Raw genomic sequence first — 12,400 nt, 5'->3', positions numbered from 1 at the left:
CATCGGCGGATGAGCGACGAAGCGAACGACGCGAGCACGGCCCCGGACACGGACCCGCAGGAGCGCAGGCGCGCGGCCTTCCACAGCGCCAAGAGGGTGCTCGCCCGGCACTCCGCCCAGCACCGGATCGGGGAGCAGCTGGCACACCTGAGCGCCCACGCGGGCAGTGTGTACGACCTCGACGCCGGCGCCGACATCTACGGCGACGGCGTCGTGGCGGAGCTGGAGCGGCGCACCGCACGGCTGCTGGGCAAGGAGGCCGCCGTGTTCTTCCCCACCGGCACCATGGCGCAGCAGATCGCGCTCCGGTGCTGGGCGGCGCGCACCGGGAACAACACCGTCGCCCTGCACCCCCGCGCGCACCCGGAGCTGCACGAACGCAACGCCTTCCATGAGGTGAGCGGTTTGCGCACCGTGCACCCGACCGGCGAGCCGCGGCTGCCGAACGCCGACGAGGTGCGCGATTTCGAGGAGCCCTTCGGCACGCTGATGCTCGAACTGCCGCTGCGGGAGGCCGGTTTCGTCCTCCCGTCGTGGGAGGAGCTGACGGAGGTGGTGGAGGCGGCCCGGGAGCGGGACGCGGTGGTGCATTTCGACGGGGCACGGCTGTGGGAGTGCACCGGGCATTTCGAGCGCCCTCTTGAGGAGATCGCGGCGCTCGCCGACACGGTGTACGTGTCGTTCTACAAGTCGCTGGAAGGGATGTCCGGTGCGGTGCTCGCGGGTCCCGCGACGCTGGTCGACGAGGCGCGCACCTGGCGGCACCGCTACGGGGGCACCCTGTTCCAGCAGTACCCGGCGGCACTGAGCGCGCTGATCGGCCTGGAGCAGGCGCTGCCCCGGCTGCCCGAGTACGTGGCGCACGCGAAGGTGGTGGCGCAGGCGCTGGAGGAGGGTTTCCGGGAGGCGGGGACGCCGTGGTTCCGGGTGCATCCCGAGGTGCCGCACACGCACCAGTTCCAGGTGTGGCTGCCGTACGACGCGGACGCGCTGACGGAGGCGGCGGTGCGGCAGGCGGAGGAGAGCGGAGTGGCGCTGTTCCAGCGGTGGTTCACCGCCCCGGAGGGCCCTCCGGGGGTGGCGGTGACCGAGGTGACGGTGGCGTCGCAGGGGCTGGAGTGGAGCGCGGAGGACGTACGGGAGGCGCTGGCCGGCTTCCTCGGCCGTATCGGCTGGTTGCTGGCTGCCGGCTGCTAGTTGCAGTCGGCGGTACGGGTACGGGCGGGCCGTGCGGCAGGGGTCGCGGGCCTGCTCCGTACCGTACGGAAACGGGTCACGACCCGCGCGAGGGCGGCCCGGACGTACGACCCGGCGGGCCGCTCGGCGACGACCGCGCGGAAGCGGAGGTCGTCGCGGACGGTGTCGCGCAGTTCGCGGACGGTCCGCCAGTCGTGCCGGCCGGGGGCGGGCGGGGTCGGGGCGCCCTGCTGGGCGGCACGGTAGGCGTCGAAGAGGTGCTGCTGGGATGCGGTCATGTCCCTCACGCTGCGCCGGTCCCCGCCGCCGCGCACAACCGATTGACGGGACCCGCCAATTGGATCGCCGTCGATTGACGGCCGCCGTCAATCGAAGGACCGATTGTCAGTGGGGGCGTGCACCATGGGGCCATGAGCGTCTCCGTGGACATCACCGGTCTCCCGCCCGAGCGGATCGACTTCGCGATCTCGCCGCTGGGCGAGCTGGGCATGGCGCTGCACGCCCTGTCCGAGCCGGGCCACCACCCGGGCCTGCACGGCTGGGCGACGGCGACCGCCTCCGCGCTCAAGCCGGACCTGGCAGACCGGCTCACCGAGGCCGACTTCCTGTGGCGCACGACGTTCTCGGACGTGTTCCAGCCCTTCGCGGGCGTCAAGGGCGGGCCGGGCAGGCCCGGTGCGACGCTCGCCGAGGACCTGGACCTCCTGGACCGGCTGGACGACGAGGCGTTCGTGTCGGCGGCCCTGGAGTTCACCTGCTCCAGCATGTACGCGCTGGGCGGCCCCTCGCCGCTGACGGACGCGTCGCTGCGCGGCCGCTCGCTGGACCTGGCGGCGGCCCGCGGCCCCAAGCAGCTGGACTTCACCGAGCGACTGCTCTCCGACCCCGGCTGCGTCCGCGTCTGGCTGCGGCGGCTGTTCGAGGACTGCAACGAAGCCTTCTTCGCCGACACCTGGAACCGGGTCCGGGTCCAGCTCGCCGCCGACGCCCGGCACAAGCACGACCTGCTCCAGCGCCGGGGCCTGGCCGAGGCGCTGCACGCGGTGTCTCCCGCGCTCACCCTGGACGAGAGCGCCCACCGCATACGGGCCGACAAGCTCGCCGAGGGCCACACCACCGCGGTGGACCCGGAGGTCGGCGCGGGTCTGACCGTCATGCCGAGCAGCTTCGGCTGGCCGCACCTGCTGGTGCTGCACGCCCCCGGCTGGCGGCCGGTGATCCACTACCCGGTGGGCGCCCCCGAGCTGCCCTCGCCCGCTTCCGTACAGCTGTTGCAGCAGCGGCTGGAGGCGCTGGCCCACCCGATGCGGATGCGGCTGTGCCGGTTCCTGGCCCGGACTCCGTACACGACGGGCGAGCTGGCGGACACGCTCGGGATCACCGCTCCCGAGGTGTCGCGGCACCTGGGCGTCCTGAAGAAGGCCGGCCTGCTCACCACCCGCCGCCGCGGCCGGTACGTCCTGCACCACCTGGACACCACGGTGGTGGCCCGCCTCGGCAGCGACTTCCTGGAGGGGGTGCTGCGGTAGGCGGCGCGCGCTAGGCGATGCCGGGCGAGCCCCCGGCCCGGACCAGACCCGTCTCGTACGCCAGCACGACCACCTGCACCCGGTCGCGCAGCCCCAGCTTGGTCAGGATGCGGCCCACGTGGGTCTTCACGGTGGCCTCGGAGAGGACGAGGCGGGCGGCGATCTCGCCGTTCGACAGGCCCTGCGCGACGAGCAGCATCACCTCGCGCTCGCGGTCGGTGAGCTTCTCGATCTCCTTGTGCTGCGGCTCCTTGCCGGTGCTCGGCAGCATCGGCGAGAAGCGGTCCAGCAGACGCCGGGTGGTGGACGGCGCGACGACCGCGTCGCCACTGTGCACGGAGCGGATCGCGGCCAGCAGTTCGGCCGGGGGCACGTCCTTGAGCATGAAGCCGCTGGCCCCCGCCTGGAGCCCGGAGAAGGCGTACTCGTCCAGGTCGAAGGTGGTCAGGATGAGCACCCGCGGCGCATCCTCCTGCGCGCAGATCCGCCGGGTCGCCTCCACCCCGTCCAGCCTCGGCATGCGCACGTCCATCAGGACGACGTCCACGGCGGTGGTGCGCAGGACGTCCAGCGCCTCCTGCCCGTCGCCCGCCTCGGCGACGACCTCCATGTCGGGCTGGGCGGCCAGCACCATGCGGAATCCGGTGCGCAGCAGCATCTGGTCGTCGACGAGCATCACGCGGATCGGCGGCATAAGAGGAGACCTTCCAGAGGGGTGTCAGTGTGCGGGCTTGAGCGGCAGCAGCGCGCTGATCCGGAAGCCTCCGCCAGGACGCGGGCCCGCGTCCAGCGTGCCGCCGACCATACCGACCCGCTCGCGCATGCCGATCAGCCCGTGGCCCTGGCCGTCCGCGCCGCCGTCCTCGTACAGCTCGTGCGCGGCGCCCCGGCCGTCGTCCTCGACGAGCAGGCCGAGCCCGTCGTCGAAGTACACCAGCCGCACGCTCGCACCGGCGTCGGGGCCGCCGTGCTTGCGGGTGTTGGTGAGGGCCTCCTGCACGATCCGGTACGCCGTCAGCTCGACGCCGCTGGGCAGCGGGCGGGCGGTGCCCTCGACGCGGAAGTCGACGGTGAGCCCGGCCGTCCGTACCTGCTCGATCAGGTCCTCGATCTGCTGGACGTCGGGCTGCGGCACGTACTCGCCGCTCTCCGGCGCCTCCCCGCTGCGCAGCACGCCCAGCAGCCGGCGCATCTCGGCGAGCGCCTGACGCCCGGTCGTGGAGATCGTCTCCAGCGCCTGCTTGGCCTGGTCGGGCGAGGAGTCCATGACGTACGCGGCACCGTCGGCCTGGACGATCATCACGGACACGTTGTGCGCGACGACGTCGTGCAGTTCGCGGGCGATACGGGCGCGTTCGGCGGCGACGGCGACCTTGGCCTGCGCCTCGCGCTCCCGCTCCAGCCGTGACGCCCGCTCCTCCAGCTGCGCGAAGTAGGCGCGCCGGGTGCGCAGCGAGTCGCCGAGCACCCAGGCGAGGAGGAAGGGGATGGTCAGGAAGACCGCGTACGCGATGGGTGCGACCGCGTCGCCCTTGTCCACCGGCCAACGGAGCTGCGAGATCGTCGCCGCCAGCAGGGAGCCGCCGAGCGCCAGCCGGGAGGCCCAGCGGGCCCCGTTGGCGGCCACGGTGTAGACGATGATGAACATGGCGAAGTTCGCCAGGTGCGGCTCGATGCCCAGCGCCACCTGTCCCAGCCCGCACGCGACGGCGAGCAGCAGCATCCGCTCCGGGAAGCGCCGGCGCAGTGCCAGCACCAGACACATCACCAGCACGCTGAGCAGGCCCAGCGAGACGCTGTGCCCGTCCCAGGCCGTGCCCTCCGACAACGCGGACATCCCGAAGAGAATCACAGCCCAGAAGCTGTCGACGCTCGTCGGGTGTCTGCGGATGAAGTCGTAGAGGCGCTGCACATGTCCAGCGTAGGGAAACAGCAGAGGTCGAAGGGTCAACCGGAGGAGCGATCCGAGAGTGCGGCCCCTACTCCCCAAGGTGGAGACGCAGGGGAGACTTGCCGGGTGAGAGACGGTTCTTCACCTTCCAGGCAGGGCGGCGCGGACGCCGCCGAGTGGCACGGCTGGCGTACGGCGACCGAGCGCGCGCTGTACGGTCCCGGCGGCTTCTACCTGCGCCCCGAGGGCCCGGCGGGCCATTTCCGTACGTCGGTGCACGCCTCGCCGCTCTTCGCTCAGGCCGTCGCACGGCTCCTGCTGCGGACGTACGAGGAGCTGGGCGGCCCGCGCCGTCTCGCCCGCATCGACCTGGTCGACATCGGCGCCGGTCGCGGGGAGCTGCTGACGGGGGTGCTGGCGGCGCTCCCTCCGGACGTCGAAGTACACCCGTACGGTGTCGAGAAGGCGCCCCGCCCGCCCGGGCTCGACCACCGCATCGAGTGGTGCGCGGAGCCGCCCCGGGGGGTGCGGGGTCTGGTCTTCTCCAACGAGTGGCTGGACAACGTCCCCGCGGACGTCGCGGAGGCGGACCCGGCGGGTGTCCCCCGGTACGTCGAGGTGCGCACCGACGACGGCGCCGAACGCCTGGGGACGCCGGTCGCGGGCGAGGACGCGCGATGGCTGGAACGGTGGTGGCCGCTGGCCGGACAGCCCGGTCACCGGGCGGAGATCGGACGCCCGAGGGACGAGGCCTGGGCGGCGGCGGTGGGCACGCTGGCGGAGGGCCTGGCGGTGGCGGTGGACTACGCGCACTCGCTCGACGCCCGGCCGCCGTTCGGCACGCTGAGCGGATTCGCCGGGGGCCAGGAGGTGCGGCCGGTTCCGGACGGGTCGTGCGACGTGACGGCGCATGTGGCGCTGGACGCGTGCGCGGCGGCCGTCCCCGGCGCGGCGCACACGGAGCTCCTCACACAGCGGGAGGCGCTGACCCGGCTCGGAGTGACGGGGGCCCGTCCCCCGCTGACGCTGGCGTCGACGGATCCGGCGGCGTACGTCCGGGCCCTCTCGGCAGCGAGCAGCGCCGGAGAACTGCTGGCCCGGGGCGGCCTGGGCGACTTCGGGTGGCTGGAGCAGAGGGTGGGCCGCTGTTAGGGCCGCTGTTAGGGGCGCTTCCAGGGGCGCGGGGAACTGCGCAAAACACCGGCCCCCCCACCCAGCCGTGCGGCGAGCGCTTACGGGAAGGGGCGGGGCGGGGAGAAAGCCCGCCGCAGGCGCCCGCCGTACCGGGTACGACCCGAAACCGGGCCGCACGCCGAACACCCCCGGCACGGAACCAGGTCCCACGCCGAACACCCCCGGCACGGGCACGGGCACAGGCACAGGCACAGGCACCGCACCCCCACCCGCCCCGCAGGCGAGAGATACTGACCCCCATGACACCGCAGACGCCCCCGCAGACGACCACCGTCGGCATCGGCGGTGCCGCCGAATCCACCGACATGGTGCTGAACATCGGCCCCCAGCACCCCTCCACCCACGGCGTCCTGCGCCTCAAGCTCGTCCTCGACGGCGAACGCATCCAGCACGCCGAGCCGGTCATCGGCTACATGCACCGCGGCGCGGAGAAGCTCTTCGAGGCCCGCGACTACCGCCAGATCGTCATGCTGGCCAACCGCCACGACTGGCTCTCCGCGTTCTCCAACGAGCTCGGCGTCGTCATGGCCGTGGAGCGCATGCTCGGCATGGAGGTCCCCGAGCGCGCGGTGTGGACCCGCACCCTGCTCGCCGAGCTGAACCGGGTCCTCAACCACCTGATGTTCCTGGGCTCGTACCCCCTCGAACTCGGCGGCATCACCCCGGTCTTCCACGCCTTCCGCGAGCGCGAGGAACTCCAGCACGTGATGGAGGAGGTCTCGGGCGGGCGCATGCACTACATGTTCAACCGCGTCGGCGGCCTCAAGGAGGACCTCCCGGCGGGCTGGCTGGGCCGGGTGCGCGACGCCGTCGCCTCGGTCCGCTCCCGGATGAACATCTACGACGACCTGGTCCTCGGCAACGAGATCTTCCGCGGCCGCACCCGGAACGTCGGCGTCCTGTCAGCCGAGGCCGTCCACGCGTACGGCGTCTCCGGGCCGATCGCCCGTGCCTCCGGTGTCGACTTCGACCTGCGCCGCGACGAGCCGTACCTCGCGTACGGGGACCTCCAGGACACCCTGAAGGTCGTCACCCGCACCGAGGGCGACTGCCTGGCCCGCTTCGAGTGCCTCCTCGAACAGACCCACAACGCCCTCGACCTGGCCGACGCCTGCCTGACCCGGATCGCCGACCTGCCGCCGGGCCCGATCAACCAGCGCCTGCCGAAGGTCCTCAAGGCCCCCGAGGGCCACACGTACGCCTGGACCGAGAACCCCCTCGGCATCAACGGCTACTACCTGGTGTCCAAGGGCGAGAAGACGCCGTACCGCCTCAAGCTGCGGTCGGCGTCCTTCAACAACATCCAGGCGCTGACCGAGCTGCTGCCCGGCACGCTGGTCGCCGACATGGTCGCAATCCTCGGGTCGCTGTTCTTCGTCGTCGGCGACATCGACAAGTAGGGCATGCCGTACGGGGGTTGGTGTACGGGGGTTGCTGTACGGGGTTTCAGGACCCGGCGACGCTCCTGAGCCCCACCACGTCCAGCTGCTCCGTCTCGTCGTGCGCGGTGAGGTCGATGACCTCGCCGACCGCGTCCCCGTCGACGCCCCGGGCGCTGCGGTGCTCGGCGAGCGCCTCCTCGCCGACGACATCGGCCAGGTCGGAACGGTCGGCCTCCTGCACGGCCCGCTCGGCCGGGGTGCCGGCTCCCTTGCCCGTGCCGAAGAAGTCGAATCCGCCCTGCTTGCGGACGGCGGGCAGGTTCTGGGGTGCGTACGGGGCGAGCGCGGCGGACGGGCGCATGTGCTCCCGCAGTTCGCGGGTCGGGACGGGGGCCTGGGGGGTCTGACGGGCCTGGGGGGTCTGCTGTGCCTGGGGCACCTGGGGCACCTGGGGCGTCCGTACGGGCGGCTTCGCCGCACTCGCCGGGGTCGGCGCCGGAACCGGAGCCAGCGCCTCCACGCCCGTGGAGCCCGTGGGCCCCGTGGCCCCCGTGCGCCCCTGGGCCTCTTCGGCCGCCGGGGTCTCGTCCTGCGGCTTCTCCTCCACCCGCGCCGGCGCCTGGGCCACGGCCCGCACCTCCACCTCGCGCCCCGCACCCGACGCCAGCTTCTCCAGCGCCGCAGCCGCCCGCGCATAGGCGGCCGGGGTCGGCGTGGAGGCGGCGGCGGTCAGCTCCTTGGGCGCGGTGGACGCCGCCTCCAGCTCCAGCAGACGGCGGCGCTCCAGCGCGGTGGCCCGCTCGGTCTCGGCGGTCGCGTACCGGCGCAGCAGCGCGGCGTGCTCGTTGCGCAGCCCGGCCAGCTCGATGCGCTTGGCGCGCAGTTTGTTCTCCAGCCGGATGCGCAGGGCGCGGGATTCCTCCAGGTCGCCCTCCAGATCGGCGACCCGCTCCTCGGCCTTCCATACGTCGGCCTCGCGGGCGCGGTTCAGCTCGGCGACCTTGCGGCCGGCCGTGCGGTCCCAACTGCGCATGAGGGCGGCCCCGGTGACGGCCGCCGCTGCGGCTGCGGCGACCAGGATCCGCAGCACCAGAGGTTCCGCCACGAACCAGGCCCCACCGGCGATCACGAGCGAGGCGCCCGCGACCGTCGAAGGCGGCAGCAGTTTGTGCAGGGGTGGGGAATGGCGGTGGCGTCCACGTGGCATGGCTTGAAATTTACCGTGTGCGCGACACGTATGGGGTACCACCCGTAAATCTGTTCCCGCCCGTTACGCGGTGAACACGTCGAGCGGTACCCCACATTCCACTTCGGCCGCTTCTTGACGCCCCTCCGGCCGTCTCCTGATGCTTCTTCCGCTACTTCTTGAGGAGCCCCTTCGACTCCAAATAGGCCTTTGCCACGTCGGCCTCCTTGGCCCGCTCGATGTCGACCTTGCGGTTCAGTTCACCGAGGTCGGCCGTGGTGAGCACCTTGGTGAGCTTGTTCAGCGCCTCGGCTATCGCCGGGTCGCTCGCGCCCTTGGCACTGAGCACGGGCAGCACGTTGTCGGCGTTCTGGAGCTTCTTGTCGTCCTCCAGGAAGACCAGGCCGAAGCTGTCGATCGTGGCGTCGGTCGTGGTGGTGAGGACGAGCTGGTCCTCACCGTCCTTCACGGCCTGCTTGGCCTGCGGGGTGCCGACGCCCTTGGGGTCGATTCCCGCGACGTCGATGCCGTACTTCTTCTTCAGACCCGGAGCGCAGAACGGCCGGATCGCGCACTCGTCGCCCGCCGCGATCTTGACCTTGATCTTGGACTTGCCGAGGTCGGAAAGGGTCTTGAGCTTGTTCTTCTCGGCGAATTCCTTGGTCACCGCGAAGGCGTTCTGGTCGACGGCCTCGCCGTGCGGCAGGACTATCATCCCGACCGGCTCGGCCAGCTCCTTCAGCCCCTTGACCGTGGCCTCGACATCGGGCGAGGCCACCGGATTCTTCTCGGCCTCCTTGGGGCCGCGGTACTTGGCGTTGACGAATTCCGCGAGCGTCGCCGCGTATTCCGGTACGACGTCTATGTCGCCCTTCACCAGGGAGGGTTCGTACAGCTCACGGTTCTTGACGACGGTCACCGAGGTGGTGAACCCGGCGTCCTTGAGCACCTGCGCGTACATCTCCGCCAGCACCTTGGACTCGGTGAAGGCGGCGGCGCCCACCACGAGCTCGCCCTTCTTGCCGCCGCCGGAACCGGATGCGGAACCGGCACCGGCGGAGGCCCCGCCCGCGCCCGGCTTCTCCTTCTCCAGGCTGTCGCCGCCGCACGCGGCGAGCGAACCGGTCAGGGCCACCAGGCCGACTACCGCGCCCGCGAGGCGTGAGGTCTTGGTCATGAGGATTCACCATCCGTGAGATGCACAAAGTGCGGGAACAGAACGAGAGGACACAGCATTACGAAACCCACCTCACGCCGACTTCCGCAGCGGCGAGCAGACCCGGCCGAGCAGCACCAGCGCCCCCTCCACCACCAGCGCGAGCAGCGCCACCAGCACCGCCCCCGCCACGACCTGGGCGGTGTCGTACGTGTTGAAGCCGGCGGTGATGATCCGCCCGAGCCCGCCCTGCCCGACCATCGCGGCGATCGAGGCGGTGGCCACCACCTGCACGGCGGCCGAGCGCAGACCGGTCATCACCAGGGGGTACGCGAGGGGCAGTTCGACCCGCAGGAAGAGCTGCGGGCCGCTCATGCCCATGCCGCGCGCGGCCTCGACGACGGCCCGGTCCACCTCCCGCATCCCCACGTAGGCGTTGGTCAGCAGCGGCGGCACCGCGAACAGCACCAGCGCGACGATCGTCGGCACGTACCCGGCGGAGCGCAGCGGCGAGACCATGAAGATCGCCAGCACCGCGAACACCGGCACGGCCCGCCCGATGTTGGAGACGTTGACCGCGAGCGCACCCCCCTTGCCGAGGTGCCCGAGCAGGAAGGCCACCGGCAGCGCGATCAGGCACGCGATGCCGAGCGCGACCCCGCTGACGTACAGATGCTCCGTCAGCCGGGTCCAGATCCCGCCCTCGCCGGACCAGTTGGAGCCCGTGACCAGCCAGGTCCAGGCATCACCGAGCACACCCATCGCGATCAGCCCGCCTCAACAGCCGCAGAAGACTTGCGTATTCGGTCCCGAAGCGGCTCCCGCCGGGCCTTCGGCACCCGCGTCCACGGCGTCAGCAGCCGTTGCAGCCCGAGCAGCAGCAGGTCGGCGAGCAGCGCCAGCAGCACGCACAGCACGGAGGCGGCGAGCACCTGCGCCTTGAAGAACGTGGGCAGCGCGTCCTCGATGAGGTTGCCGAGGCCGCCGCGCCCGACGATGGAGCCGACCGTGGTCAGCGCCACCGTGGAGACGGTCGCGATGCGCACCCCGGCCATCAACGCGGGCAGCGAGAGCGGCAGCTCCACCTCCCACAACAGCCGCCACGGCCCGTACCCCATCCCGCGCGCCGCTTCCCTGGCCTCCTCCGGCACGGCCTCCAGGCCCGCCAGGATGTTCCGCACCAGGATCGTCAGCGAGTACAGCACCAGGCCCGTGATCACCAGCGCCGAGGACAGCCCGAACAGCGGCAGCAGCAGCGAGAACATCGCCAGCGACGGCACCGTGTACAGGATCGTGGTCAGCCCGAGGACGGGTCCGGCGAAGCGCTTGTGCCGCCGTGCGAGGACGGCCAGCGGAAGCGCCACGGCCAGTCCGATCAGCACCGACGCCACCGTGATCCCCACGTGCTGGAGGGTCGCGTCGGTCAACTCCTGGCTGCGGGAACGCAGGTACTCCCCGCATATCCAGTCGTTCGTCACCAGACAGTTCTGCTCGCTCACGCGTCCCCACCTCCCCCGCTCCGGCCGTTCCACACGACCGGTGACCGAACCGATACCCCGACGGGGAACGTATGTTCAAAGCCTGTGGAAGGACCATAGCGCCGACCACTGACAACGAACTCGGCCCGGTTCGGCCCGCCACATCCCGGCAACACGCTCTTCACACAACACCCGCCACCAGCCGCCACAATGGGGACCCATGATCCGGTTCGAGCACGTCACCAAGCGCTACGCCGACGGAACGACCGCCGTCGACGACCTGTCCTTCGAGGTCGCCGCAGGTGAACTCGTCACGCTCGTCGGCCCGTCGGGCTGCGGCAAGACCACCACCATGAAGATGGTCAACCGCCTCATCGAGCCCACCGACGGCCGGATATTCCTGGACGGCGAGGACATATCCGGGGTCGACCCCGTCGAACTGCGTCGCCGGATCGGGTACGTCATCCAGCAGGTCGGCCTCTTCCCGCACAAGACCGTCCTCGACAACACCGCCACGGTCCCGCACCTGCTCGGCGTGAAGAAGTCCGAGGCCCGCCTGCGGGCCGCCGAACTCCTCGACCTGGTCGGCCTCGACCCCAAGGTCTACGGCTCCCGCTACCCGGAACAGCTCTCCGGCGGCCAGCGCCAGCGCGTCGGCGTCGCCCGGGCGCTGGCCGCCGACCCGCCCGTACTGCTCATGGACGAGCCCTTCGGCGCGGTCGACCCGGTGGTCCGCGAACGCCTCCAGAACGAGTTCCTGAAGCTCCAGTCGCAGGTCCGCAAGACGGTGCTGTTCGTGACGCACGACATCGAGGAGGCGGTCCGCCTCGGCGACCGCATCGCCGTCTACGGGCAGGGCACCATCGAGCAGTTCGACGCACCGGCCGTGGTGCTGGGCGCACCCGCCACCCCGTACGTCGCGGACTTCGTCGGCGCGGACCGCGGCCTCAAGAGGCTCTCGGTGACACCGATCGAGGAGAGCGACCTGGAGCAGCCGCCGGTGGTGCACCTGGACGACCCGATGCGCACCGCCGCACAGCGGCTCGCCGACCAGGGGGCGCGCTGGGCCGTCGTACTGGACGGGGAGGACAACCTGCACGGCTGGATCCCGGCCGAATCCGCGAACCAGAGGGGCAAGGACGGCACCGTGCGCGAGCACGCGCGCCGGATGGAGGCCTGGCTGCCGGTGGGGGCCTCGCTGAAGCAGGCGTTCTCGACGATGCTCCAGCACGACGCCGGATGGATCGCGGTGATCGACGATGCGGGCGAGGGCCGGTTCCTCGGGGTGCTCACCCCGGCCCGGCTGCACGAAGCCCTGCGCCGGTCCATCGACGCGGACGGGCGCAGGGTCTCCCGCAGGGAAGTGGAAGTGGAAACGGTGGGGTGA

General features: G+C 71.6%; 12 protein-coding genes. 5 read left to right on the top strand and 7 right to left on the bottom strand.

What is annotated here, in order from left to right; translation table 11 throughout:
- The first annotated feature begins 9 nt into the window (after positions 1 to 9).
- Positions 10 to 1,197 carry a threonine aldolase family protein gene (locus IE269_RS33175; RefSeq protein ID WP_189826951.1) on the top strand — a complete coding sequence of 396 codons (1,188 nt, stop codon included), beginning with the start codon at positions 10 to 12 and terminating at the stop codon, positions 1,195 to 1,197.
- Here the strand turns inward: IE269_RS33175 and IE269_RS33170 are convergent.
- Positions 1,194 to 1,475 (bottom strand): hypothetical protein, encoded by a 282-nt coding sequence (locus tag IE269_RS33170; RefSeq protein ID WP_229898414.1) that lies wholly within the window; start codon positions 1,473 to 1,475, stop codon positions 1,194 to 1,196. The two genes, IE269_RS33175 and IE269_RS33170, sit on opposite strands and share 4 nt — an antisense overlap.
- A gap of 132 nt (positions 1,476 to 1,607) precedes the next feature.
- Here IE269_RS33170 and IE269_RS33165 point away from each other — a divergent pair, with 132 nt between their 5' ends.
- Entirely contained in the window at positions 1,608 to 2,726 is a 1,119-nt protein-coding gene (locus tag IE269_RS33165) for a DUF5937 family protein (RefSeq protein WP_189826950.1), read from the top strand.
- A gap of 10 nt (positions 2,727 to 2,736) precedes the next feature.
- Here IE269_RS33165 and IE269_RS33160 read toward each other — a convergent pair whose 3' ends face one another.
- Both IE269_RS33160 and IE269_RS33155 read right to left on the bottom strand, forming a co-directional pair.
- The gene (locus tag IE269_RS33160; protein WP_189826949.1) at positions 2,737 to 3,420 is read right to left on the bottom strand and encodes a response regulator transcription factor; all 684 of its coding nucleotides are present in this window, start codon (positions 3,418 to 3,420) and stop codon (positions 2,737 to 2,739) included.
- A gap of 24 nt (positions 3,421 to 3,444) precedes the next feature.
- Positions 3,445 to 4,638, bottom strand: coding sequence for a sensor histidine kinase (locus IE269_RS33155; protein ID WP_189826948.1), 1,194 nt, complete (start codon positions 4,636 to 4,638; stop codon positions 3,445 to 3,447).
- Between the two features lie 105 nt (positions 4,639 to 4,743).
- Here IE269_RS33155 and IE269_RS33150 point away from each other — a divergent pair, with 105 nt between their 5' ends.
- On the top strand, positions 4,744 to 5,769 hold the full coding sequence (locus tag IE269_RS33150) for an SAM-dependent methyltransferase (protein ID WP_229898413.1): 1,026 nt from the start codon (positions 4,744 to 4,746) through the stop codon (positions 5,767 to 5,769).
- A 281-nt stretch (positions 5,770 to 6,050) separates the two neighbouring features.
- A complete protein-coding gene (locus tag IE269_RS33145) occupies positions 6,051 to 7,211 on the top strand; it encodes an NADH-quinone oxidoreductase subunit D (protein WP_189826946.1) in 1,161 nt (386 codons plus the stop codon).
- Between the two features lie 46 nt (positions 7,212 to 7,257).
- Here the strand turns inward: IE269_RS33145 and IE269_RS33140 are convergent, their stop codons facing one another.
- The 4 genes from IE269_RS33140 to IE269_RS33125 form a co-directional block, all read right to left on the bottom strand.
- Positions 7,258 to 8,400 carry a hypothetical protein gene (locus IE269_RS33140; RefSeq protein WP_189826945.1) on the bottom strand — a complete coding sequence of 381 codons (1,143 nt, stop codon included), beginning with the start codon at positions 8,398 to 8,400 and terminating at the stop codon, positions 7,258 to 7,260.
- A 151-nt stretch (positions 8,401 to 8,551) separates the two neighbouring features.
- Positions 8,552 to 9,556 (bottom strand): ABC transporter substrate-binding protein, encoded by a 1,005-nt coding sequence (locus tag IE269_RS33135; protein WP_189826944.1) that lies wholly within the window; start codon positions 9,554 to 9,556, stop codon positions 8,552 to 8,554.
- A 72-nt stretch (positions 9,557 to 9,628) separates the two neighbouring features.
- Positions 9,629 to 10,297 (bottom strand): ABC transporter permease, encoded by a 669-nt coding sequence (locus IE269_RS33130; RefSeq protein WP_189826943.1) that lies wholly within the window; start codon positions 10,295 to 10,297, stop codon positions 9,629 to 9,631.
- A gap of 5 nt (positions 10,298 to 10,302) precedes the next feature.
- Positions 10,303 to 11,034, bottom strand: coding sequence for an ABC transporter permease (locus tag IE269_RS33125; protein ID WP_229898412.1), 732 nt, complete (start codon positions 11,032 to 11,034; stop codon positions 10,303 to 10,305).
- A 199-nt stretch (positions 11,035 to 11,233) separates the two neighbouring features.
- On the opposite strand from IE269_RS33125, the gene IE269_RS33120 reads away from it, so the two are divergent.
- Positions 11,234 to 12,400 carry a betaine/proline/choline family ABC transporter ATP-binding protein gene (locus IE269_RS33120; RefSeq protein ID WP_189826942.1) on the top strand — a complete coding sequence of 389 codons (1,167 nt, stop codon included), beginning with the start codon at positions 11,234 to 11,236 and terminating at the stop codon, positions 12,398 to 12,400.

It is taken from the genome of Streptomyces spiroverticillatus (assembly GCA_014650415.1).
Taxonomy (GTDB): domain Bacteria; phylum Actinomycetota; class Actinomycetes; order Streptomycetales; family Streptomycetaceae; genus Streptomyces; species Streptomyces spiroverticillatus.
This window is presented reverse-complemented; position numbering and strand designations above follow the sequence as displayed.

Excerpts from the sequence above, each read along its gene's own strand:
- IE269_RS33175 (WP_189826951.1), top strand. The coding sequence starts at position 10 with ATGAGCGACGAAGCGAACGACGCGAGCACGGCCCCGGACACGGACCCG.
- IE269_RS33170 (WP_229898414.1), bottom strand. The coding sequence starts at position 1,475 with ATGACCGCATCCCAGCAGCACCTCTTCGACGCCTACCGTGCCGCCCAG.
- IE269_RS33165 (WP_189826950.1), top strand. The coding sequence starts at position 1,608 with ATGAGCGTCTCCGTGGACATCACCGGTCTCCCGCCCGAGCGGATCGAC.
- IE269_RS33160 (WP_189826949.1), bottom strand. The coding sequence starts at position 3,420 with ATGCCGCCGATCCGCGTGATGCTCGTCGACGACCAGATGCTGCTGCGC.
- IE269_RS33145 (WP_189826946.1), top strand. The coding sequence starts at position 6,051 with ATGACACCGCAGACGCCCCCGCAGACGACCACCGTCGGCATCGGCGGT.
- IE269_RS33140 (WP_189826945.1), bottom strand. The coding sequence starts at position 8,400 with ATGCCACGTGGACGCCACCGCCATTCCCCACCCCTGCACAAACTGCTG.
- IE269_RS33135 (WP_189826944.1), bottom strand. The coding sequence starts at position 9,556 with ATGACCAAGACCTCACGCCTCGCGGGCGCGGTAGTCGGCCTGGTGGCC.
- IE269_RS33130 (WP_189826943.1), bottom strand. The coding sequence starts at position 10,297 with ATGGGTGTGCTCGGTGATGCCTGGACCTGGCTGGTCACGGGCTCCAAC.
- IE269_RS33120 (WP_189826942.1), top strand. The coding sequence starts at position 11,234 with ATGATCCGGTTCGAGCACGTCACCAAGCGCTACGCCGACGGAACGACC.